Annotated in this window: 19 protein-coding genes and 2 pseudogenes; 17 read left to right on the plus strand and 4 right to left on the minus strand. The window is 62.1% G+C overall.

The window, feature by feature from the left end:
- Positions 1 to 58: 58 nt before the first annotated feature.
- From BJI47_RS15810 to BJI47_RS15840, 7 genes and pseudogenes are all read left to right on the plus strand, one after another.
- Positions 59 to 1,726 (plus strand): DUF262 domain-containing protein, encoded by a 1,668-nt coding sequence (locus BJI47_RS15810; protein WP_088944561.1) that lies wholly within the window; start codon positions 59 to 61, stop codon positions 1,724 to 1,726.
- Positions 1,726 to 3,990 (plus strand): DUF262 domain-containing protein, encoded by a 2,265-nt coding sequence (locus BJI47_RS15815; RefSeq protein WP_088944562.1) that lies wholly within the window; start codon positions 1,726 to 1,728, stop codon positions 3,988 to 3,990. Before BJI47_RS15810 ends, BJI47_RS15815 begins: the two co-directional genes overlap by 1 nt.
- A gap of 174 nt (positions 3,991 to 4,164) precedes the next feature.
- Positions 4,165 to 4,613: pseudogene (locus BJI47_RS15820) on the plus strand (IS1380 family transposase); the annotation flags it as partial.
- A gap of 417 nt (positions 4,614 to 5,030) precedes the next feature.
- Positions 5,031 to 5,684: pseudogene (locus tag BJI47_RS15825) on the plus strand (DNA-processing protein DprA); the annotation flags it as partial.
- A 94-nt stretch (positions 5,685 to 5,778) separates the two neighbouring features.
- Positions 5,779 to 6,549, plus strand: coding sequence for a siderophore-interacting protein (locus tag BJI47_RS15830; RefSeq protein ID WP_088944564.1), 771 nt, complete (start codon positions 5,779 to 5,781; stop codon positions 6,547 to 6,549).
- 96 nt (positions 6,550 to 6,645) lie between these two features.
- Complete coding sequence (locus BJI47_RS15835) at positions 6,646 to 7,575, plus strand: tyrosine recombinase XerC (RefSeq protein ID WP_088944565.1); 930 nt, start codon at positions 6,646 to 6,648, stop codon at positions 7,573 to 7,575.
- A gap of 140 nt (positions 7,576 to 7,715) precedes the next feature.
- Positions 7,716 to 9,107 carry a MinD/ParA family protein gene (locus BJI47_RS15840; RefSeq protein WP_088944566.1) on the plus strand — a complete coding sequence of 464 codons (1,392 nt, stop codon included), beginning with the start codon at positions 7,716 to 7,718 and terminating at the stop codon, positions 9,105 to 9,107.
- Between the two features lie 82 nt (positions 9,108 to 9,189).
- On the opposite strand, the gene BJI47_RS15845 is transcribed toward BJI47_RS15840, so the two are convergent.
- On the minus strand, positions 9,190 to 9,702 hold the full coding sequence (locus BJI47_RS15845) for a M23 family metallopeptidase (RefSeq protein ID WP_088944567.1): 513 nt from the start codon (positions 9,700 to 9,702) through the stop codon (positions 9,190 to 9,192).
- Positions 9,703 to 10,036: 334 nt separating this feature from the next.
- On the opposite strand from BJI47_RS15845, the gene rpsB reads away from it, so the two are divergent.
- The 6 genes from rpsB to BJI47_RS15875 all read left to right on the plus strand — a co-directional run bounded on the left by rpsB (position 10,037) and on the right by BJI47_RS15875 (position 15,142).
- A complete protein-coding gene (gene rpsB, locus BJI47_RS15850) occupies positions 10,037 to 10,936 on the plus strand; it encodes a 30S ribosomal protein S2 (RefSeq protein ID WP_088944689.1) in 900 nt (299 codons plus the stop codon).
- A gap of 107 nt (positions 10,937 to 11,043) precedes the next feature.
- Positions 11,044 to 11,868 carry a translation elongation factor Ts gene (tsf, locus tag BJI47_RS15855; RefSeq protein WP_088944568.1) on the plus strand — a complete coding sequence of 275 codons (825 nt, stop codon included), beginning with the start codon at positions 11,044 to 11,046 and terminating at the stop codon, positions 11,866 to 11,868.
- A 214-nt stretch (positions 11,869 to 12,082) separates the two neighbouring features.
- Entirely contained in the window at positions 12,083 to 12,811 is a 729-nt protein-coding gene (gene pyrH, locus BJI47_RS15860) for a UMP kinase (protein ID WP_088944569.1), read from the plus strand.
- Between the two features lie 61 nt (positions 12,812 to 12,872).
- Positions 12,873 to 13,430 (plus strand): ribosome recycling factor, encoded by a 558-nt coding sequence (gene frr, locus BJI47_RS15865; RefSeq protein ID WP_088944570.1) that lies wholly within the window; start codon positions 12,873 to 12,875, stop codon positions 13,428 to 13,430.
- 24 nt (positions 13,431 to 13,454) lie between these two features.
- Positions 13,455 to 14,396: a phosphatidate cytidylyltransferase gene (locus BJI47_RS15870; protein WP_088944571.1), complete on the plus strand. Its 942-nt coding sequence runs from the start codon at positions 13,455 to 13,457 to the stop codon at positions 14,394 to 14,396.
- Between the two features lie 29 nt (positions 14,397 to 14,425).
- Complete coding sequence (locus BJI47_RS15875; RefSeq protein ID WP_088944690.1) at positions 14,426 to 15,142, plus strand: class I SAM-dependent methyltransferase; 717 nt, start codon at positions 14,426 to 14,428, stop codon at positions 15,140 to 15,142.
- Here the strand turns inward: BJI47_RS15875 and BJI47_RS15880 are convergent.
- The gene (locus BJI47_RS15880) at positions 15,139 to 15,990 is read right to left on the minus strand and encodes a CoA ester lyase (RefSeq protein WP_088944572.1); all 852 of its coding nucleotides are present in this window, start codon (positions 15,988 to 15,990) and stop codon (positions 15,139 to 15,141) included. The genes BJI47_RS15875 and BJI47_RS15880 overlap by 4 nt on opposite strands.
- Before the next feature lie 306 nt (positions 15,991 to 16,296).
- On the opposite strand from BJI47_RS15880, the gene rlmN reads away from it, so the two are divergent.
- Positions 16,297 to 17,448 (plus strand): 23S rRNA (adenine(2503)-C(2))-methyltransferase RlmN, encoded by a 1,152-nt coding sequence (gene rlmN, locus BJI47_RS15885; protein ID WP_084348611.1) that lies wholly within the window; start codon positions 16,297 to 16,299, stop codon positions 17,446 to 17,448.
- 67 nt (positions 17,449 to 17,515) lie between these two features.
- Here the strand turns inward: rlmN and BJI47_RS15890 are convergent, their stop codons facing one another.
- Entirely contained in the window at positions 17,516 to 17,785 is a 270-nt protein-coding gene (locus BJI47_RS15890; protein ID WP_084348612.1) for a DUF2631 domain-containing protein, read from the minus strand.
- Between the two features lie 120 nt (positions 17,786 to 17,905).
- Positions 17,906 to 18,394 carry a DUF1990 family protein gene (locus tag BJI47_RS15895; protein WP_088944691.1) on the minus strand — a complete coding sequence of 163 codons (489 nt, stop codon included), beginning with the start codon at positions 18,392 to 18,394 and terminating at the stop codon, positions 17,906 to 17,908.
- Positions 18,395 to 18,463: 69 nt separating this feature from the next.
- Between BJI47_RS15895 and dxr the strand changes: the two genes are divergently transcribed.
- From dxr to ispG, 3 genes are all read left to right on the plus strand, one after another.
- Positions 18,464 to 19,642: a 1-deoxy-D-xylulose-5-phosphate reductoisomerase gene (dxr, locus tag BJI47_RS15900; RefSeq protein WP_368655897.1), complete on the plus strand. Its 1,179-nt coding sequence runs from the start codon at positions 18,464 to 18,466 to the stop codon at positions 19,640 to 19,642.
- A gap of 6 nt (positions 19,643 to 19,648) precedes the next feature.
- On the plus strand, positions 19,649 to 20,863 hold the full coding sequence (locus BJI47_RS15905; protein ID WP_088944574.1) for an RIP metalloprotease: 1,215 nt from the start codon (positions 19,649 to 19,651) through the stop codon (positions 20,861 to 20,863).
- A 62-nt stretch (positions 20,864 to 20,925) separates the two neighbouring features.
- Positions 20,926 to 22,065, plus strand: coding sequence for a flavodoxin-dependent (E)-4-hydroxy-3-methylbut-2-enyl-diphosphate synthase (gene ispG / locus BJI47_RS15910; protein WP_088944692.1), 1,140 nt, complete (start codon positions 20,926 to 20,928; stop codon positions 22,063 to 22,065).
- The last annotated feature ends 18 nt before the right edge of the window (positions 22,066 to 22,083 follow it).

The following is a 22,083-nucleotide window of genomic DNA, read 5'->3' on the forward strand; positions in this document are numbered from 1 at the left end:
GGCGGCCGTCGGCAACCCCGTCGGGTCGAATCCCGTTGCCTCCCGATACCCTCATGCCGTGGAGGGCGACACGAGTACCGACTTACGGCCGGTACTCGTGGGCGATATCGTCGGCAACTTCCTGGTGCCGGCCTACCAACGGGGTTACCGATGGGGAGGCGACGAGGTCACCAGACTTCTCAACGACATCAGCGAGAGTTCCGGGCGAAAGTATTTCCTGCAGCCTGTCGTCGCGAAACGCCGCGACGACGGCAAATGGGAGCTTATCGACGGCCAGCAGCGCCTGACGACTCTGTTGTTAATCCTTCGGTACATCCGCGAGCACCTGCCGACCGCGCACCCGAGGTACTCGCTGGAGTACGAGACCCGGCCGGGGAGCGCCGGCTACCTACAGGACCCCACCCCTGAGCAGAGCCAGGACAACATCGACTTCTTCCACGTTTTCAAGGCGGTCAGGTGCATCCGAGAGTGGTTCGAGAGCCGTGACAACCCGACTCTCGCCGCGATCAACTTCTACAAGTATCTGTCCGAGTCCGTGTACGTCATTTGGTACGCGGCACCTGCAGAGGTCGAGTCGACAACGTTGTTCACGCGGCTCAATGTCGGGAGGATCCCCCTCACGGACGCCGAACTCGTCAAGGCGCTCCTGCTCACACGCGCCAGCGAACTGAGGCGCGAGCGCGAGATCGCGGCCCAGTGGGACACCATCGAAAGGGATCTTCGCGTCCCGGAGCTGTGGGCGTTCGTCACAGGGCGGCCCAGCCAAGAGGCAACTCACATCACGCTCTTGCTCGACACCCTCGCGGTGTGGCCAAAGGGAAAGCACCGCCCGCTGTTCCACACGTTCGAAACGCTTCGGCCGCTGATCGAGGACGCGGCGCAAGACACGTGGAACAAGGTCGTGGCGCTGCACTCCCTGGTGATGGGCTGGTACGACAACCGCGACCTGTTCCACAAGATCGGATACCTGATCTCGCGGGGGCGCGCGTTCGGCGAGCTCGTCTCCCTGTCAGAGGACTGCACGAAGCGCGAGTTCGAGTCCCGCCTCGACGCGTGGATCCGCGACTATCTTTCCCTCAAAGGGTCAGACCTCGCGGAACTTCGGTACGGAAACAGGAAGACGGCCGATGTGCTGCTGTTGATGAACGTCGAGACCGTGCGAAGCATGAAGCTGTCAGCCGAGCGGTTCTCCTTCCAAGAGCACGCGGCGCGGCGATGGAGCATTGAGCACATCCATGCGCAGAACGCCGAGCAGCTGAATCGCGCTGCGCAATGGCAGGAGTGGCTTCGTCTTCACCGCGACGCGCTCGCGGGGCTGCCGACGATTTCTCAAGAAGCCCGCACCGCATTGACCGCGCGTATCGACGCCGCTATCGGCGATATCTCCGCGGAGACCTTCGCGCCGTTGGAGCAGGAGCTCACCACCCTCTTCAGTCTCCAAGGCGACAGCGGAGACGTCGACGCGATCGCCAACCTCGCGCTGCTGGCGAGCGACGACAACAGCGCGCTCAGCAACTCCGTTTTTGAGGTGAAACGCCGCAACATCCTCGATCGGGACCGTATCGGTTCGTACATTCCGGTCTGTACGCGCAACGTCTTCCTGAAGTACTACACCGACGCGGAAGGCCAGCAGATCCACTACTGGGGCCAGCATGACCGAGACGGCTACCTGGCCGCGATGCGACAGCACGTCGGTGCTTACCTACTCGACGAGGGAAGGATCTGATGTCCGGCTTCCTCACCTCTTACGCCGGGCTGTTCGCGCCGAGCGCGACAGACGCCCCGGTGGTGACAAGCATCGAGATCCCGCTCATCCAGCGTGACTATGCCCAAGGGCGCACCGACGCGCGCGCGTCCGACATTCGCGAGCGTTTTCTCGACGTCTTACACGAAGCCCTCATCGGCGGTAACGACGTCGGCCTCGACTTCGTCTATGGCGACGTCGAAGATGGGACCTTGCGGCCGCTCGACGGCCAGCAGCGCCTAACGACGCTTTTTCTGCTTCACTGGTACCTCGCCTATCGTGCAGGGCAGCTCGACAACCAGCACGCATGGATGCGTTTCTCCTACGCAACCAGACCGACGGCGCGGCTGTTTTGTGAGCAGCTCGCAACCGCGAAGCCGCCGTCCGACGAGCCAGACCCCGCAGCGTGGATCGTCGACCAGCCCTGGTACTTGTACGTCTGGAGAAACGACCCGACGATCCAAGCGATGCTTGTGATGATCGCCGCGATCCACGGCCGGTTCAACGGCTGCGACCCGCACAGCGCATGGCAACGCCTCGTCGACACCGATGCCCCGGCAATCTCGTTTCAGCTCCTGCCGATCGACGATATGGGCTCGGGCGAAGACCTTTACATCAAGATGAACTCGCGCGGCAAACCCCTGACACCGTTCGAGAACTTCAAGGCCCGCTTCGAACGCTCGATCGCGTGGTCCGGGGACAGGTCGACCGAGTTCGATCACCGGATCGACGGCCCGTGGTCGGACATCATGTGGCGCTTGCGCGGTGACGACGACATTATCGATGACAAGTTCCTGCGCTACTTCGCGTTCATCACCGACATCAGCCAGTGGCGCGCCGGCCAGCTGCCCGGCAGTGCACGGCTCGAGACGCGCGCCTTGCCGCTGTTCGGAACAGACGGACCGCAGGCCGACAGAAGCCTTGAATTCTTGTTCCATGCTTTCGACACGTGGAGCGGTGCCGACATCGCCAACGAGTTCGAGCGGCTCTTCGCGACAAACCGGGCCGATCTCGCCCGTCAACCCGACCGGCTCCTTTTGTTCGGGACCGAGACTGGCACCGACCTGTTTGGTGCGTGCTGCCGGAGCTACGGCAGCACGCGGTTCACCTACCGCCAGACGCTGCTCCTGTACGCGGTGTTACTTGACCGTGCCGATCCGTCGGGGCACCTCCCGCGCCGGCTGAGGTTGCTGCGCAACCTAATCGAGGCCTCGGAGAGCGAGCTCCGTCCTCACCGGCTCCCCGCACTCCTCGCCGACGTTGAGCGCATTATCCGAGACGGTTCGCTCAGCGAGATCAACGGCTTTAACAAGGCGCAGGCCGACGATGAGCAAGCGAAGTCGGCGTTCCTGATGGCGCATCCCGATCTAGAGCCGATTCTATTCAAGCTCGAAGACCACGCACTGCTCCGCGGCTCGCTGCAGGCATTCCACCTAGACGCCTCCAATTTCGCGCAGCGCGCTACAGCGTTCGAATCTCTGATGGCCACATCCGACGCCTGGAGCGACCTAACCTCGGCCCTGCTTGCGGCTGGCAACTACCCGCGCCGCCGCCGCAATGACCGCGACCTGCAATTCGGTTCCCCGTCCAACTCGGAGCCATGGCGGACCCTCCTCACAGGGACCTCACGCGCGCATCTACTGCCAACCGCCGACGCTCTCGGCAAGGTTTTGGACGCTGTCGCCGACGGCACGGTGCTCCGCGCCTCCCTTTGGCAGATGCGGGACCACTACGTCAATTCCACACAAGCGACCGGGCACTTTGACTGGCGGTACTACCTGGTGCGGTACAGCTCGATGCGCGAAGGTGCGTCCGGGATCTACGCAAGTGTCGGCGGCAATATGGGATACCGGGTGTGCATGCTCGAGAAGACTCAGATGAACGGACGCTACCGGGACCCGTACCTCGCCGCTCTCGCCAGGGAAGCAGACTTGGGCGACGCCGCGCTGCTCGACGGCGCGGCCGGCCCAGTGTTCACCGGCGGGCACATCGAAAACGACCGCTGGCTGGATCTCGCACGCAGCGGTACCGCAGTGCGCTGCGCGCCCGATGGGTGGGTGCTGAAACGGCCCGAGCGCGAAGAGTTTCATGAGCGCTTCGACGCCGTGTGCGCCGAGTTCGGCATCGACGCGCAGCTCAAACTCGCCATTCCACAAGAGCTTCGTCCGGGTGGGCGGGTCGACACGAGCGACCGGATCCAGGCCGGTGCCAGACTGGTCAGGGCGCTCACAGCCGCAGGACTTTAGCGCCGCGCAGCAACCAGGTGTTGCGCCACGCGGCCACGCTCACCTCGGCAGAGGGGGTTGTGGCGAGGGCAACACGTCGCCCTGAACTGGGAAAATTGAACGTGGGAATGTACCAATCCAGCGAGTGCAGGGAGCACCGTTCCGGTGAGTTAGTCAACGTCGTCGTTCGCCGCCCTGTCCGTCGACGCCACCGGAACCGGTGTCGTGTCGCACACCGGAGCCCTCACGTTACTGCGGACAGCAGAGGCCACAGGGCTGGCGTCCGCGTTGTCGACGAGTCTGGCGTATTGGCGGAAACCCTTGGCGCAGTTCGACCCCGGGAAAATCGTACTCGATCTGGCGACGGCGTTGGCGTTCGGTGGAGACTGCTTCGCCGACATCGCAACCGGGCGCGAACGCAGCGCCGTGTTCGGGAAAGTGCGGGCACATTCAGAGAAGGAATCAGCTGCGCCTCTACTTACAAACGAGGATTCGAGATATCACCCCCTGCTCGCGTTCGTCGACCACGGGGGCGACGGAACTGGCGAACCTGTCGCAGCGTCGAGTTCTGGCCCGACAATGCCGATCCTAGCACTGCCGACGACCACATCGATGTGGGCCGAAAAGCTTTCGCGCAGTTGCCGACATTGATCACTGTGGCGGAATTCGGAACCGTCGCCCTTGACTTGACTAGGGCAAGACGCTGCGGGAAATTGTCTGCGGGGAAATGGATTCCATCACTGCCGTCGGATCCGAGTTTCAGGACCTCGCCTTTTGGAAGCCAATTACCCTGCTTCGCAGTCATTTTGACCAGTTAGCGGCGGTTTGGGATGTCGCGGAGATGTCGGCGGTGGCCCTCTCCAGCACAATGGACACGGCAGGAGCTGCGGTGGCATGTTCCAACACGTCAGCCTGCGACTGGCCCTCCCTGCGGTTAGACGATGCCTTCGGGGCGACTTATGGCCTGTTGCATGTAAGCTGAGCTTCTGAACGTGGTTCCACCTGCGGATAAGGCTTAATTGCAGGGTATTTGAGAAACAGTGCAGACATGCGATAGAACATTTGGGATCGATGCGGCCGCCCACCGGGCAGCATTGGGCGTGGGCGGTTCGACGGTGGCGGTGCTCGCGTGTGGAGTCGACCGCGCGTATCCCTCTGGGCATTCCCGCTTGCTTCACCGAATCGCCCAGACGGGGGCCGTCATCAGTGAATACGCCCCCGGTACGACGCCGGCCAAACATCGCTTTCTCGCGCGTAATCGATTGGTCGCGGGCCTCGGGTCGGCTGTGGTCATAGTCGAGGCCGGTTGGCGCAGCGGTGCCCGCAACACCGCCGGGTGGGCTCGCAAACTTGGACGCCCGGTACTTGCAGTTCCTGGTCCGGTGACGTCGGCGGCATCGAAGGGGTGCCACCGAATGATTCGTGAAGGCGAAGCGCGTTTGGTTGCCGATGCCCACGATGTGGTCGCCGAAGCCGGGATGGCGGGGGAGACCGACGAGGGGAGACCCTCGATGTTTCGCGAGATCGACGCACTGTCCGAGTCGGCGTTGTTGGTGTACGAGGCGCTGCCCGCGTCCGGAACGCTGTCCCCGCGTGAGCTTTCAGATGTGTCGTCGTTGCCTCTGGCTACTGTTCGATCGATATTGCCTCTGTTGGAACTGGATGGGTTCGTAGCCAGTGACGAGACCGGGTGGTCCCGGGTGGTTCGCACGTGAACAAGCTGTAGAACCGCCGGGAACGGTAGCGTGTTAGGTAACACTTACACTTCAAGTCAGCAAAACTATGTCGACAGCTCGGAAAGGCTGAAAAGTGGCACGACGCAAGATCGTCCTGACCGTCCTCCGCACGGAATCACTGACACCGCACATGCAACGGGTGTACCTCGGCGATCCAGGATTCGAGGACTTCCAACCCGTCGACTTCACCGACTCGTACGTGAAGCTCGCATTCGGCTCGGAGGACGAGGAAGTCAAGCGCACCTACACGGTGCGCTCCGTCGATGTCGACGCTCGCGAGATTGCGATCGACTTCGTCGTCCACGGTGACGAGGGCATTGCCGGACCTTGGGCGGCCAACGCGAAGGCAGGCGACCGCATCGGCCTCTATGGCCCCAACGGCGCGTACAAGCCGGCGCCAGAGGCGGATTGGCATCTCTTCGCCGGCGACGAATCTGCTATCCCCGCCATCTCCGCTGCGGTCGAGGCATTGCCGGAAGACGCGATCGCAAAAGTGTTCGTCGAGGTGTCGGACCGTAAGGACGAGATCTACATGGAGACGCTTGCGCTCGTGGACGTCACGTGGATCCATCGCGGGGCCGGTTCCGGTGAGATCGGTGACGACAAGGCCGGGGACAACTCACCGCTGATCGAGGCCGTTCGAAACACCGAATGGCTACCGGGCCAGGCCCAGGTATTCATTCACGGCGAAGCGCATGCTGTCATGCACAACCTTCGTGGCTACGTGCGTAAGGAACGCAATGTTCCTGCCGAGTGGGCCTCGATCTCCGGCTACTGGAGACGGGGGCGCACCGAGGAAACTTTCCGCGTCTGGAAGCGTGAGTTGGCCGAGGCCGAAGCGTGACCGCGAGCGAAGAACGTCTTGTCTCGACAGATGCACGAGATGGAGCGTCCGGCGCGGCTGGTTGCTCCCTGACAGTGCAGCGGTAAGGCTGTGTGAATGGCCGAAAACGAGCTCCCACCGACGCTGCGCGTTCACCTCGAGGAGTACGCCGAGCATCTCGAAATCGGACGCAACCGATCGGTCAACACCGTGCGCGCATATGTGGCCGATGCAGAGTCCTTGCTCCGTCATCTCATCCGACGTGACGCGTCGGCAACGTTGGCCGACCTCGATTTGCGGGTACTGCGGTCCTGGCTGGCGGATCAGGCTCGGCACGGATCCGCCCGAACGTCGATGGCCAGACGCACGTCTTCGGCTCGTGCTTTCACGGCGTGGCTCACTCGTAGTGCCCGCATGGCGAGCGATCCAGCGCTGCGGTTGGCAACACCGGCGGTGCGGCGCTCGCTGCCCTCGGTTCTCAAGCAGAGTCAAGCCGCCGAGGCGCTCACCCAGGCCCAATCAGGGGCGGCAGAGCTGGATCCACTTGCACTACGAGATCGTCTGATAGTGGAAATGTTGTACGCCACCGGAATCCGAGTCGGAGAGCTGTGCGGACTCGATCTCGACGACATCGATACCGATCGACGAGTGGTCCGCGTGATCGGAAAGGGCGACAAAGAACGTTCGGCACCGTATGGAGTTCCAGCGGCCCAGGCCCTCGAGGCTTGGTCGTTGCACGGGCGTCCGGCGCTGATGAACGCTCGTTCGGGACGCGCGTTGCTGCTGGGGCGCAGGGGTGCCCGTATAGATCAACGTCAGGCCCGGACGGCTGTGCACGAAGTCGTGTCGGCGGTGCCCGGTGCGCCCGACATAGGTCCACATGGGTTGCGGCACTCCGCGGCCACCCACCTTCTCGAGGGTGGTGCAGACCTTCGGGTGGTGCAGGAGTTGCTCGGGCATGCTTCCCTCGCAACCACTCAGATCTACACTCACGTGTCGGTCGAGCGATTGCGGGCGGTACACGACCAAGCGCATCCGCGAGCATGAGTCACGCCCGCTACTGGCGAGTTTGGTAGCGTCGTGGCGAAACAAACCGTACGCAAAGTATTGTGTTGCGTAACTGCAGCTCAGTTCGAAAACTGCGGTGGAGTCCAAAGCTGAAGTCGAAATCCGGATACGGGGGGACCGTGGACCGCGAACAACCACTAGGCGCTGGCGCCGTGTGGTCGATCCGTGCCCAGGCGAGTTCTGGTCATCCTTTTCGATCGAACTCTTCACCGATCGAGCCGGTGTGGACGCAGGCATCGTCCGGTGACTCGGGTTCGAGCAGCGGCGAACCCTCGACGGGTGACCGGCAGGTACCCCCGTGGCAATCGAGTCGGACCGCCGATCGTCAGCCGCCACCGCGCTACGCACCACCCTCGCAAGCAGTTCCCGACTCTGCTCGCAATGATCGCGGCGACGACTGGACCCCACCGTGGTCGGGTCCCTCTGCCGCCCGTTCTCAGCAGGTGCGGCCCGCCAGCGGTCGAACCTCCGATAGTCGAACCCCCAGTGGTTATCCGCCAGGCGAGCCGGCCTCCGGTGCAACACCGGGACCGAATCAGCCGTTCGGAGCGCAGTACCAGCCGACCAGCCAGGATCTTGCTCCTGACACCCTTCTGAAGCGTCCGCGACGCACGTCCTCGTCGGGCTGGCGCAAGGGAGTACATCGACTTACCGGTGGGGTGATCAATCCAGGCGAATCGACTGCGGAAGAGCGCTACCGCAACCAAGTGGAGCGCATCAGGCAACCGGTTCTGGGTGACTATCGCATCGCGTTTCTTTCGCTCAAAGGTGGTGTCGGCAAAACGACGACGACCTTGGGCCTCGGTTCGACCTTCGCGTCGTTGCGCGGTGACTGCGTCATCGCGGTAGACGCGAATCCGGATTTCGGAACCCTGGGTGAGCGGGTCCCGCGTCAGACGTCGTCGACGGTGCGCGACCTGCTGGCGGATGCCCCCAATGTTCGACGCTATTCCGACATTCGTGCGCATACCTCTCAGGCACCGAGTCGATTGGAAGTTCTTGCTGGAGAACGTGATCCTGCCGCATCGGAGATGTTCGGAGAAGAGGACTATCGTTCCGTCATCGATATGCTCCAGGTCTACTACAACTTGATCTTGACCGATTGCGGCACGGGCATCATGCACTCGGCGATGAACGGCGTGCTGCAACTGGCAAACGCACTCGTGCTCGTCTCCTCGCCCGCTGTCGATGGCGCGCGGAGCGCAGCGGCCACGCTCGATTGGCTTCAGCTGCACGGCTATGGGCACCTGGTCGAGCGCACGGTGGTCGTGATCAGTTCGGTTCGGCCCGGTTCGTCTGCTGTCGACATGAATCTGCTGACTCAGCATTTCTTGGAACGGTGCCGCGCAGTGCTCGTCGTGCCGTTCGACGAGCATTTGGCCGAGGGTGCCGTGGTCGATCTGGACCTTCTTCGCCCGCAGACGCGTTCCGCGTTCGTCGAGCTTGCGGCAATGGTGGCAGATGACTTTCCGGCAGCATCCGGACGGCATTCGGGCCCGAGTTGGCGTTGAGTCGGGTGCGCCCGGCTCACGCAGATTTATCACTCGATTCGTAGGCTCAGTCGAAATCGGTTGTGGTCGAACCTTGTTCGAGCTACTTCGCGTGAAGAGGTTTGAGTCGAATCGGTGTGAAGTGGACCAGCGCCAACGGGTCGAGATACTCCCGGCCTCGTCGCACACCCCAGTGCAGACACGTATCTGTACAGCTGGGATGACCCGGTTCGAGCGTGCCGACAACTTCTGAGGCCCTGACCCGCATTCCGGCGTGGACCGAAGCGGTCACCGGTTCATAGGTGGTGCGAAGTCCGCCTGGGTGGTCGATCGAGACCACGGGTTTTCCTGCCACTCGGCCCGCGAACACGACTGTGCCAGGCCCTGCTGCGCGAACTGCCTGACTGGAGCTCCCGGCCAGGTCGACGCCGCGATGACCCGGAAGCCAGTCATGCTCGGGAGGGTCGAAAACGGTGACCACTGTCGGTCGCGGCGACAACGGCCAGTGAAATGCCTGCGAAGCAGTCTGAGGAGAAGCTCCGGCCAGGGACCCCTCGGCCAGGCCGCCGGCGGCAGAGATCAGGGCAGCCACGAGGGCTGCTGCCAGGGCTTTCATGGTGATCAGAATGCATGTCCGGGCAATTCTTCAGGGCGCGGTTGTCCACTCCTGTGGATGAACAGAAGTTTTGTCCACACATCTCCGCACCCCTTGACCTCCGTCCTGGTTATGAGCTGCGCCTTTCAGGTCGTACACTGTCGGAGCGACCTGTGTCCGCACGGGTCGACTTCGCGCGTCCGCGTCTTGAGGCAGCCATTTCGATAATGGAAGTCACATACCCGGTTGTCGGCGGTCCCACTTTTTTCGAGTGGGTTCGGCAACCAGCGGTCGCCAGGGCAGAGGTCGAACGACACTCTGCGTCAACCGGCAAATGAAAGCGAGTTATTCAGCCATGGCTGTAGTAACTATGAGGCAGCTGCTCGACAGCGGCACACACTTCGGACATCAGACCCGTCGCTGGAACCCGAAGATGAAGCGTTTCATCTTCACCGACCGCAACGGCATTTACATCATCGACTTGCAGCAGACTCTGACCTTCATCGATCAGGCCTACGAGTTCGTCAAGGAGACCGTCGCCCACGGTGGCACGGTTCTGTTCGTCGGCACCAAGAAGCAGGCACAGGAGTCCATCGCCGCTGAGGCAACTCGCGTGGGAATGCCCTACGTGAATCAGCGCTGGCTCGGTGGCATGCTCACCAACTTCCAGACGGTCCACAAGCGTCTCATCCGCCTCAAGGAGCTCGAGGCAATGGAGCAGACCGGTGGCTTCGAGGGACGCACCAAGAAGGAAATCCTCATGCTGACGCGTGAGATGACCAAGCTGGATCGCACCCTCGGCGGAATCCGTGACATGGCCAAGGTTCCTTCGGCCATCTGGATCGTCGACACCAACAAAGAGCACATCGCCGTCGGCGAGGCTCGCAAGCTGAAGATCCCGGTCATCGCGATCCTGGACACCAACTGCGACCCTGACGTCGTCGACTACCCGATCCCGGGCAACGATGATGCAATCCGCTCCGCAGCACTGCTGACCAAGGTCGTTGCATCTGCAGTGGCCGAGGGCGTCCAGGCTCGCGCGGGTCTCAACACCGCTACCGACGCGAAGCCCGAGGTCGGCGCAGGCGAGCCACTCGCAGAGTGGGAGCTCGAGCAGCTTGCACAGGCATCGCCCGCTGCAGCTGAGACGCAGGAAGCTGCAGCAGAGGCACCCGCTGCTGAAGCTGAAGCGCTTGCCGCTGAAGCACCCGCCGCTGACGCGCCTGCCGCAGAAGCACCAGCAACACAGGCTTGATCGAGGGGGTCCCGATAGGCGTGACCTACGCCTATCGGGACCTTTTCAGCGGTATCCGAGGACTTTTAGCTCTGCCCACCCACAGCATTCGAGGAGGCTCGCTCAACATGGCGAACTACACCGCCGCTGACGTCAAGCGGCTCCGTGAGCTCACCGGCTCCGGAATGATGGACTGCAAGAACGCTCTAGCCGAGGCCGAGGGAGACTTCGACAAGGCCGTGGAGCAACTACGCATCAAGGGCGCCAAGGACGTCGGCAAGCGTGCCGAGCGGTCCACCGCCGAAGGTCTCGTGGTCGCCGCGGGCGGCGTGCTACTCGAGATCAACTCCGAAACCGACTTCGTGGCCAAGAACGAAGAGTTCCAGACATTCGCGAACTCGGTCGCTGCTGTTGCCGCTGAAGGCAAGCCTGCAGACGTCGAGGCTCTGAAGGCACTGGACCTCGACGGAAAGACCGTGGACGCGGCTCTGGGCGAGCTGTCGGCCAAGATCGGCGAGAAGCTCGAACTCCGTCGAGTCGCCTCGTTCGACGGCCCGGTTGCGATCTACCTGCACAAGCGCAGCGCGGACCTGCCGCCGGCTGTCGGCGTACTCGTCGAATACACAGGTGAGGGCGAGGCTGCTGCCGAGGCTGCTCGCGGTGCTGCGATGCAGGTTGCCGCGCTCAAGGCCAAGTACGTCACGCGTGACGAGGTTCCTGAGGACATCGTCGCTTCCGAGCGTCGTATCGCCGAGGAGACCGCTCGCGAAGAGGGTAAGCCGGAACAGGCACTCCCGAAGATCATCGAAGGCCGTGTCAACGGATTCTTCAAGGATGTCGTGCTCACCGAGCAGTCGTCGGTTCAGGATTCCAAGAAGTCCGTGAAGGCGATCCTCGACGAGGCCGGCGTAAAAATCACGCGCTTCGCACGGTTCGAGGTCGGCGCAAGCTGATCGCAGTTACGGAGCAGATTTTCTGAGGTTGCCGTTCGTTCGACTCCGGTCGAGCGGACGGCAACTTTTCGTTTGCTGCCACGACTCGATGCGTAGCGTGAGCTGGGTGGTTTAGTCCGTGGCGGCTTCGATAGGGCAGGATATGGGTAGTGGGTGCCTTTGGAGTGCCCTTGATTCACCGTGCGCAATCGACCGGCGAGAACCGAGGAGAGTTATGACCGATCCCGCCACCGACAGGCCCGGATTCAAGCGAGTAATGCTCAAACTGGGTGGAGAGATGTTCGGAGGAGGCCAAGTAGGTCTCGACCCTGATGTCGTAACCAACGTTGCCGAGCAGATTGCCGAGGTCGTAGCCACCGGAGTTCAGGTCGCTGTCGTCATCGGCGGAGGCAACTTTTTTCGGGGTGCCGAATTGCAGCAGCGGGGGATGGACCGTTCCCGCTCCGACTACATGGGCATGCTCGGAACTGTGATGAATTGTCTTGCCTTGCAGGACTTTCTGGAGAAGCAGGGTGTGGCCACCCGTGTGCAGACCGCGATAACGATGGGGCAGGTCGCCGAGCCTTACCTGCCGCTTCGCGCGCGTCGCCATCTGGAGAAGGGCCGAGTCGTCATCTTCGGCGCGGGAATGGGTATGCCGTATTTTTCGACCGACACGACGGCCGCGCAGCGTGCTCTCGAGATCGGGGCCGAGGTGTTGTTGATGGCGAAGGCCGTCGACGGCGTCTATTCGGCTGACCCGAGGCTCGACCCGGACGCAACGATGTTCGAATCGATCACACATCGTGAGGTCATCGAAAAGGGCCTACAGGTGGCCGACGCCACCGCCTTCAGTCTCTGCATGGACAATCAGATGCCGATCATGGTGTTCAACCTGCTCATCCAGGGGAATATCGCCCGCGCTGTCGCTGGTGAGAAGATCGGAACACTGGTCACAACGTGATCGTTTCCGATCACGTACTCGAACATGCTGGATCATCAGCAAAGACGATGGAGGTCAAGCCGTGATAGACGAAGCGCTTTTCGACGCCGAGGAAAGGATGGAGAAGGCGGTCACCGTTGCTCGCGACGACCTCTCGTCCATCCGAACCGGCAGGGCGAATCCGGGCATGTTCAACCGCATTGTGATCGAGTACTACGGTTCCCCGACACCTATCACCCAGCTGGCGAGTATCAGTGTCCCCGAGGCCCGGATGGTAGTGATCAAGCCGTACGAGCCTGCGCAGCTCGGGCCGATCGAGACTGCGATACGCAACTCCGATCTCGGTGTGAACCCGACGAACGACGGCAACCTGATTCGTATCAGCATTCCGCAGCTGACCGAAGAGCGGCGCCGCGAGTTCGTCAAGCAGGCCAAGGGCAAGGGCGAAGACGCCAAAGTATCGATCCGCAATGTGCGTCGAAAGACGATGGAAGAGCTCAAGCGTATTCAGAAAGATGGCGAGGCGGGTGAAGACGAGGTCCTGCGGGCCGAAAACGAGCTCGACAAGACCACCTCGAAGTACACCGTCTCGATCGACGAATTGGTCAAGCGTAAAGAAGCGGACTTGATGGAAGTCTGATTCTGTGGGAAGAGTCGGACATAGATGATGAAGCAAGGAGATGGCGTCGTGGTGGGATCGGAACGGCCACTGGGCTCTGCCGTACCCGACCCCTCGACGCCTGGGGAGTCGGTGCCGAAATCGATAGGGGAACCGGTGCCGAAGGCGACGGGCAAAGCGGGTCGTAATCTGCCCGCCGCGATTGCGGTGGGCGGCGGGTTGGGCATATCGCTGATATTGATCTTGGTGTTCGCGCCGTTGGTCTGGATCGGCGTTGTCGGCGTTGCGCTCGCTATCGCTACCTATGAGGTGGCCAGGCGTCTTCGTGAAGCCGGAGTGCTCGTCCCACGGATTCCGTTGATCGTGGGCGGTCAGGCCATAATCTGGCTCGGCTGGCCGTGGGGAACTGCCGGCGTGCTGAGCGCTACCGCGGGCACTGTGTTGGTGTGCATGGTCTGGCTTCTGTTGCAGCAGGGCCTCGGTTCGGCGCCGAAGAACTATCTACGCGAACTTGCGGTCACCATCCTGGTGGCGTGTTGGCTGCCCCTGCTGGCATCTTTCGCAGTACTGATAGTTCTGCAGGATGACGGTGCAGGTCGCATTCTGGTGTTTGTCATCGCGGTCGTGTGCTCGGATGTCGGGGGCTACGTGGCGGGGGTCTTGTTCGGCAAGCACCCGATGGCACCTGCGATCAGTCCGAAGAAGTCCTGGGAGGGGCTTGCTGGGTCGCTCCTTTTCTGTGTCATCGGCAGCCTGCTCACTGTCACCCTCATTCTCGATGCAAACTCCATGATCGGTGTTCTGCTCGGCGTGGTTCTGGTCGTGACCGGGACGTTGGGTGATCTCATCGAATCTCAGGTGAAGCGGGATCTGCGGATAAAGGACATGGGGACCTTGTTGCCGGGCCACGGCGGCATCATGGATCGCCTCGACTCGCTCCTGCCGTCGGCGTTCGTCGCTTGGTTGATCTTCACAGTCCTTCTCTGACGTACCGACCCATCTATGTCATACCGATGATGTCGCCGCCGTTTCGCTCGATTCCGAGTCCCAACATCTGGCATTGGCCCGAGGTCTACGAGTCGGAAAATCGTGCACAGGATATCGACGGGCGTATACCTGCAGAACTGCAGAGGATCGCGCCCTGGGACGGCCGGACCATAGTCGATGTGGGATGTGGCACCGGTTACCATTTGCCGCTGTTTGCCTCCCATGCTCACCGAGTCGTGGGCGTCGAGCCGCATGACCCACTAGTGGATGCGGCGCGGGCCAGAGTTGTCGGGTTGCAGAATGTGGAAGTCGTGTCGGGCAGTGCCGAGGCGCTCCCACTCGACGATGCCTCGGCCGATATCGTGCACGCGCGGACAGCGTATTTCTTCGGGCCCGGATGCGGCCCCGGCGTGTCGGAGGCCATGCGTGTGCTCCGGCCTGGTGGAACGCTCGTCGTGGTGGACCTCGACGTCGGGGCATCGCCGTACGGTGACTGGATGCGAGCGGACCTACCGAAATACGACTGTGCGGCCGTCGAATCGTTCTTCGCGGCCCAGGGATTCGATCTGACCCGGGTCGATACTCGCTGGGAGTTCGCTGATCGAGCGACCCTGGTTGAGGTACTGGGTATCGAATTCACTGCGCGCACAGCGGCCAGGGCTGCACGGAGCATCCCCGGCCTGGGTGTCGATGTGCGATATCGAGTTCACTCGCGACGCAAGCCAGTGGGGCTCGAACGAATCTAGGCGGGGTTGTTCTCGGCCGTGATACCGAAAATTCCTGCCGCTTCGCGAATTTTGAGAGCCTTGGCAAGGCGTGGCAGGTCGCTGCCGTCCTTCACGTGCACGCCATCGATGCCCAGCGTGTCGATGACCTCGTCGGCCCAGTTGACGTCGACTGGGGCTGGAGCGAGTACGCGGTTGACGACGGGCGCCTGTTCCGCGTGCATACACAGTTTTCCGGTCATGCCCATCGAGACGGTCAGGGCCGAATCGCGTGCCAGGATGCTGTCGTTGGCGGTCAGCGTGGGGCCGTCGATGGGTCCGGGAAGACGTGCAGCGCGACTCGACACCACCAGCCGTGAGCGTGGGTAAGCCATGGCGAGTGGTTCGTCGCTCATCCCGGTGTCGCGACGGAAGTCGCCGCTGCCGAAAGCCAACCGGAAGGTCGAGTCTGCGCGAGCGATCTCCGGTGTCGCCTCGAGGCCGACTGCGGATTCGACCAGAGCGAGAATGCGTGTCCCAGCTGTCACTCGTGCCGCTGTGGCATCGACCTGGCCGCCGCTCTCGGTTTTCGCGAGCATGATGCCTGCCAGGCCGCGAAGGCCGGAGAGCGCTTCGAGGTCGTCGGCCCAGTAGGGCGTGGTCGCATCGTTGATGCGGACCCATGCCGAGTTACCCGCTTCGAGCCACGCGACGACGGCGTCGCGTGCCGCAGGCTTGGCATGCGGTGCCACAGCGTCCTCGATGTCGAGGATTACCGCGTCCACTTCCGATGCGGCTGCGGTCGTGAATGCTTCGGGCTGGGTAGCGGGTACCAGCAACCATGAGCGTGCTCGCTCCGGTGCTACGCCAAATGTCACTGGGGTCTCCATGAAAGTGGTCACGTCGGGCTCCTTGTGGTGAGATCGGGCACGACCGACATTACCGATTCAGTACGGCGTTGCCATCTTCCGTGCATTCTGTTCACCGCGGGTTAGTTTACTTGCGTTTGGCGCTACGCCTGACCTGGAGGATGCGAACCCCTCTTATAAGAGCGATTCTCAAAGCCACCGCGAGGGAAGATTCGGAGCAGACCGACGCCGTTCGGCTACCCCCCGCCGTGGGGCTGGAAATTGCGCGCTGAATAGGAGAGAAGTGCCCAGTAGTGGGACACTGGATTTATTATGAGTGATTCTGCTATGACCGCCGACGAATCCACAGCCGAGAGCGCCCGCCCGCGGACGAGGCCGACACTGCCGTTGGTGTTCGCGGATCGCCGTCGCGGGATGCCGTCACGACATCTCGCCGACCTGGATCGCGAGGGACTGAAATCGGCAGTCAAGGATCTGGGGCTTCCTGCTTTTCGTGCCGACCAACTTGCACGCCACTACTACGGCAGGCTCGAAGCGGATACGACCAAAATGACCGACCTTCCTGAAGCGATCCGGGAAAAGGTCGGAGCGGACCTGTTTCCGCCACTGCTCACGGCAATCAAGCACTTGTCGTGTGACGACGGCGACACCCGTAAGACGCTGTGGAAGGCCAATGACGGCACGCTGCTGGAAAGCGTTCTGATGCGGTACCCGGATCGGGCGACCTTGTGCATCTCGAGTCAGGCCGGCTGCGGGATGGCCTGTCCATTCTGCGCCACCGGGCAGGGTGGACTGGATCGCAACCTTTCCACTGCCGAGATCGTCGACCAGGTTCGATCGGCGGCAGCGGATCTACGCGACGGCGTCGTGCCAGGAGGCGAGGGGCGCCTGTCGAACGTTGTGTTCATGGGCATGGGTGAGCCTTTGGCCAACTACAAGCGTGTCGTCTCCGCTGTGCGCAAGATCGTCTCGCCTGCGCCCGATGGACTCGGACTGTCGCAGCGGTCGGTGACCGTATCGACGGTGGGTTTGGCCCCTGCTATCCGCAAACTCGCCGACGAGGGCTTGTCCGTCACGCTTGCAGTATCGCTGCATACTCCGGACGACGAGTTGCGGGACACCTTGGTGCCGGTGAACAACAGGTGGTCGGTGGCCGAGGTTCTGTCGGCGGCGAGATACTACGCAGATCAGACAGGCCGTCGAGTTTCGATCGAGTACGCGATGATCAGAGATGTGAACGATCAGCCGTGGCGCGCGGACCTGCTGGGTAAGAAGTTGCACAAAGCGCTCGGTTCGAGAGTGCACGTAAACCTCATTCCGCTCAACCCGACCCCGGGAAGTGAGTGGGACGCCAGCCCGAAGCCTGTCGAACGTGAGTTTGTGAGAAGGGTTATTGCACAGGGCGTTTCGTGCACCGTTCGTGATACTCGCGGTCAGGAAATCGCTGCCGCTTGCGGTCAGCTCGCTGCTGAGAACTGACGAACAGCGCAAAAAAAGAACCCGATATCTGCTCAGTGCAGCTATCGGGTTCTTTCGGTTCTGTGTGCTATCGAGGCTTCCGGCGGACGATGATGTCGCGAACCACGATGCCGACGAGCGCAATGGCGAAGCCGATGAGGTACAGGTCTTCGATTCCGCCCGTATGGTTTCCGTGGATCATGAGCAGCAGGAAGACCGCGACGGCGATAGCAGCGATCCGCATCGCCTTGTTCGACTCACCGCTCCAGCCCCAATCGGCCGAAGGTACTTCGGCTATGTCCTCGTGGGTGTACTCGACCGGGTCGTACGAAGCGGGGTCCAGTTCGGTTTGTGCCACCGGTCGATCCTCTCGGGTCAGGGTGCAGCCGACAGTCCGGCATGCGTGTGCGCTCTCAGTTTGGCATACGACCGGCAGTAGTAGCGAGTAGGGGCGCAACTAGCGGACCACGGTGCCGAGTCACACCGCGTAAGCACGCAAAGCGGCCAGGTACCTGTCGGTGAAGAGTCTTTGGACCCATCTTCCGACAGGCCCGCCGAGTGCAGTGAACCAGCGACCGGGTCGTGAGAACGCGCGGATGTGGGCGAAGACAGCGCCGGTCGCCGGATCGAATTCGACGGCGAAGCTCTCCTCGCCCTGCTCTGGGTGCCCAGGCAAGGTGCCGTACGCGAACCCCCGTCGATCGGGAGAGTCGATGAGGTAGACGACGCGGCAGGGAATCCGAATTCGAGCCAGCGTCAGCACGACGAGGGTGTCCACCTCGGCGGTCGGAGTCGAGGCGTCGACACCGAGTCCCGACTTTCGGTGCATCTGCCATCCCGCCAGCGCGTCGGCTGCTGCTTCGAATGCATCGCGTCCGGTGCCGATGTGCACTCGACGATCGAGGTGGTGGTAGCCGGCGGGCAGTTGGCCTTTGGTGCCGCCGATCTCGGAATAGGTGAGCTCCATGAGAGCCCAGCGTGCCACTGATGACGGCCGCACAGGTCACTCTCAGATTCGATCAGGAACAATGAACGAGTGCCCGAGCATCGAACACCTCCAGTATCGCGTCCTGTCCGGGTGTTGCTCCTGGGCAGCACCGGTTCCATCGGAACTCAAGCCCTCGAAGTGATCGCTGCCAATCCCGAATTGTTCGAAGTGGTCGGGCTCGCTGCGGGCGGTCGCAATATCGACCTGCTCGGACGTCAGATCCGCGATACCGGTGTCTCGTCCGTCGCGGTCGCAGACCCGAATGCGGGTGCCGAATTGGAACTGGCGACCGTCCTGACCGGTGATCGGGCCGTCACCGAACTCGTCGAGTCGGTCGAGGCCGACGTCGTGTTGAACGCTTTGGTCGGCTCGCGTGGGTTGGAGCCGACACTCGCGGCGTTGAAATCCGGAGCAACGCTGGCCCTTGCAAACAAGGAATCCTTGGTCGCGGGCGGGGAGCTCGTCCTAAGGGCTGCTGCTCCCGGGCAGATCGTGCCCGTGGACTCCGAACATTCTGCTCTTGCACAGTGTCTTCGAAGTGGCCGAGCCGAGGAAGTGGAGCGCCTGGTGTTGACAGCGTCGGGTGGGCCGTTCCGCGGTTGGTCGGCGGAGGAGTTGAAATCCGTCACTCCCGAGCAGGCAGCGGCGCATCCGACCTGGTCGATGGGGCAGATGAACACGCTGAACTCCGCGACGATGGTGAACAAGGGGCTCGAACTGATCGAGACCCATCTGCTGTTCGGTATCCCGTACGAGCGGATCGATGTCACGGTTCATCGGCAGTCGATCGTGCATTCGATGGTCACCTTCTTCGATGGATCGACGATTGCGCAGGCCAGTCCACCCGATATGAGGCTGCCGATCGCGCTCGCATTGGGATGGCCGAGCCGGGTCGCGAACGCTGCCCGTCCACTCGATTTCACGACCGCGTTCTTCTGGGATTTCGAACCGCTCGACGATCGAGTGTTTCCGGCTGTCCAACTGGCCCGCGAGGCGGGAATTCTCGGCGGTTGCATGACGGCGGTGTACAACGCCTCGAACGAGGTGGCCGCCGAGGCATTCCTTGCCGGCCGTATCGCATTCCCACGGATCGTCGACACCGTCGAGGAGGTCCTCGGGGCAGGCAGCAGCGAATGGACTGCCACTCCGACTACCGTGGACGAGGTACTCGAAGCCGATTCCTGGGCTCGTCGTCAGGCCCGTGCACTTTTGAATCAGAAGGTATAAACGAAGATGGTGTTCGCATTCGGCGTCATTCTGTTCGCCCTGGGAATCACGGTGTCCATTGCTCTGCACGAGGCGGGTCACATGTTGACCGCCCGCGCCACGGGCATGAAGGTTCGACGCTTCTTCGTCGGCTTCGGTCCGAAGATCTTTTCCTTTCGACGGGGTGAGACGGAGTACGGCCTGAAAGCGATACCGGCAGGCGGATTCTGCGACATCGCGGGTATGACCGCGATCGATGAGCTCGCGCCCGACGAGGTCGAGCGTGCGATGTATCGGCAGAAAACGTGGAAGCGCCTCGTCGTCATGCTGGGCGGAATAGCGATGAACTTCGTTCTCGGGTTCCTGCTCATCTTCACTCTCGCTGTTGGTTGGGGACTGCCGAATCTCAATCAGCCGAGCAACGCGATGGTGGGTGAGATGCCCTGCGTGACAGCGACACAGAACGAGAATCTCACTTACCCGGAATGCAGTGGACCCAGTCCAGCCTATTCCGCGGGTATCCGTGAAGGGGACGTCATCGTCTCGGTGAACGGCACTCCGACTGCAGACTTCGCCGATGTCGTCGAGGCCACGCAGCCGCTGTCCGGAACCGCAGACTTCGTGGTGGATCGTGACGGGAGTGAGCTGACCTTCCCCGTACAAATCCAGCAGGTCCAGCGTTGGGTACGCGACGGCACCGAGACCGGGCGCAAGTCGACAACCGTCGGCGCGGTGGGCATTCAGCTGGCGTACTTCTATCCGACCCAGTACAACCCGCTCGCGGCGATACCGGCATCGTTCGCGTTCACCGGCGACATGTTCGTCGAGACTGCACACCGGCTGGTGCAGATGCCGAGCAAGGTCGCGGACCTGTGGACCTCGGTCACCGGAGGGGCCAGAGACCCGGAAACACCGATCAGCGTCGTCGGGGCCAGCGTGATCGGCGGGCAACTGGTGGAAAGGTCGTTGTGGCCGGTATTCGTACTGCTGCTCGCGAGCCTGAACTTCTTCCTCGGCATTTTCAACCTGCTGCCGCTGCTTCCCCTCGACGGCGGACACATGGCCGTCACCATCTACGAGCGCATCCGCAATTTCTTCCGCCAGCGTCGTGGTCTGCCGGACGGCGGACCCGTCGACTACATGAAGTTGATGCCCGTCACGTATGTGGTGATAGTGATCGGTGGTGCGTACATGTTGCTCACTCTCACAGCGGACATCGTGAACCCGATCCGATTGTTCTAGTTACACTCGTGCTCATAGCTAGGGAAGAAGGCAACGAAGTGACTGTGTCAGTCGGATTGGGAATGCCGGCGCCGCCGGTTCCCGTACTCGCTCCTCGACGTAAGACTCGTCAACTGCAGGTCGGCACCGTCGGTGTCGGCAGCGACCACCCGATCTCGGTGCAGTCGATGACCACCACCAAGACCCACGACATCAACGCGACCCTGCAGCAGATCGCAGAGTTGACGGCCTCGGGATGCGACATCGTGCGGGTGGCATGCCCCACACAAGAGGACGCCGACGCGCTGTCCATCATTGCCCGGAAGAGTCAGATACCGGTCATCGCCGATATCCACTTCCAGCCCAAGTACATCTTTGCGGCGATCGATGCCGGATGCGCGGCCGTCCGGGTGAATCCTGGCAATATCAAGGAATTCGACGGGCGTGTCAAGGAGGTCGCGAAGGCGGCCCGCGAGGCCAACATCCCCATCCGGATCGGCGTCAATGCCGGATCGCTGGACAAGCGGATGATGGACAAGTACGGCAAGGCCACGCCCGAAGCGCTCGTGGAATCGGCACTGTGGGAGGCCGGACTGTTCGAGGAGCACGGCTTCGGCGACATCAAGATTTCGGTCAAGCACAACGATCCCGTCGTTATGGTGGCTGCTTACGAGCAACTTGCGGCGCAGTGTGACTATCCGCTGCACCTGGGAGTAACAGAAGCCGGGCCTGCATTCCAGGGCACCATCAAATCTGCAGTCGCATTCGGAGCGCTGCTCTCTCGTGGGATCGGCGACACGATTCGTGTGTCGCTCTCTGCACCACCGGCCGAGGAAATCAAGGTCGGCAACCAAATTCTTCAGTCGCTCAACCTCCGCCCACGCAAGTTGGAGATCGTCTCCTGCCCGTCGTGCGGCCGCGCTCAGGTAGACGTGTACAAGCTCGCCGACGAGGTCACCGCCGGGCTCGAAGGCATGGAAATCCCGCTTCGTGTTGCGGTTATGGGGTGCGTGGTGAACGGTCCCGGTGAGGCCCGGGATGCGGATATCGGTGTCGCGTCCGGTAACGGCAAAGGGCAGATCTTCGTGAAGGGCAAGGTCATCAAAACGGTTCCCGAAGCTCAGATCGTGGAGACCTTGATCGAGGAAGCAATGCGTATCGCCGAGGAATACGAAGTTGACGAGAGTGCGGATGCAAGCACCCCTGTCGTAACGGTCAGCTGATTGGCACACTTGCGCCCG

The sequence above is a fragment of the Rhodococcus sp. 1168 genome, from assembly GCF_002091955.1.
Classification (GTDB): domain Bacteria; phylum Actinomycetota; class Actinomycetes; order Mycobacteriales; family Mycobacteriaceae; genus Rhodococcoides.

Coding starts and splice junctions, on each gene's coding strand:
- BJI47_RS15875 (WP_088944690.1), top strand. CDS start 14,426: ATGTCGCCGCCGTTTCGCTCGATTCCGAGTCCCAACATCTGGCATTGG.
- BJI47_RS15905 (WP_088944574.1), top strand. CDS start 19,649: ATGGTGTTCGCATTCGGCGTCATTCTGTTCGCCCTGGGAATCACGGTG.
- BJI47_RS15880 (WP_088944572.1), bottom strand. CDS start 15,990: ATGGAGACCCCAGTGACATTTGGCGTAGCACCGGAGCGAGCACGCTCA.
- BJI47_RS15835 (WP_088944565.1), top strand. CDS start 6,646: ATGGCCGAAAACGAGCTCCCACCGACGCTGCGCGTTCACCTCGAGGAG.
- BJI47_RS15870 (WP_088944571.1), top strand. CDS start 13,455: ATGATGAAGCAAGGAGATGGCGTCGTGGTGGGATCGGAACGGCCACTG.
- BJI47_RS15845 (WP_088944567.1), bottom strand. CDS start 9,702: ATGAAAGCCCTGGCAGCAGCCCTCGTGGCTGCCCTGATCTCTGCCGCC.
- rlmN (WP_084348611.1), top strand. CDS start 16,297: ATGACCGCCGACGAATCCACAGCCGAGAGCGCCCGCCCGCGGACGAGG.
- rpsB (WP_088944689.1), top strand. CDS start 10,037: ATGGCTGTAGTAACTATGAGGCAGCTGCTCGACAGCGGCACACACTTC.
- ispG (WP_088944692.1), top strand. CDS start 20,926: ATGCCGGCGCCGCCGGTTCCCGTACTCGCTCCTCGACGTAAGACTCGT.
- pyrH (WP_088944569.1), top strand. CDS start 12,083: ATGACCGATCCCGCCACCGACAGGCCCGGATTCAAGCGAGTAATGCTC.
- tsf (WP_088944568.1), top strand. CDS start 11,044: ATGGCGAACTACACCGCCGCTGACGTCAAGCGGCTCCGTGAGCTCACC.
- BJI47_RS15895 (WP_088944691.1), bottom strand. CDS start 18,394: ATGGAGCTCACCTATTCCGAGATCGGCGGCACCAAAGGCCAACTGCCC.
- BJI47_RS15815 (WP_088944562.1), top strand. CDS start 1,726: ATGTCCGGCTTCCTCACCTCTTACGCCGGGCTGTTCGCGCCGAGCGCG.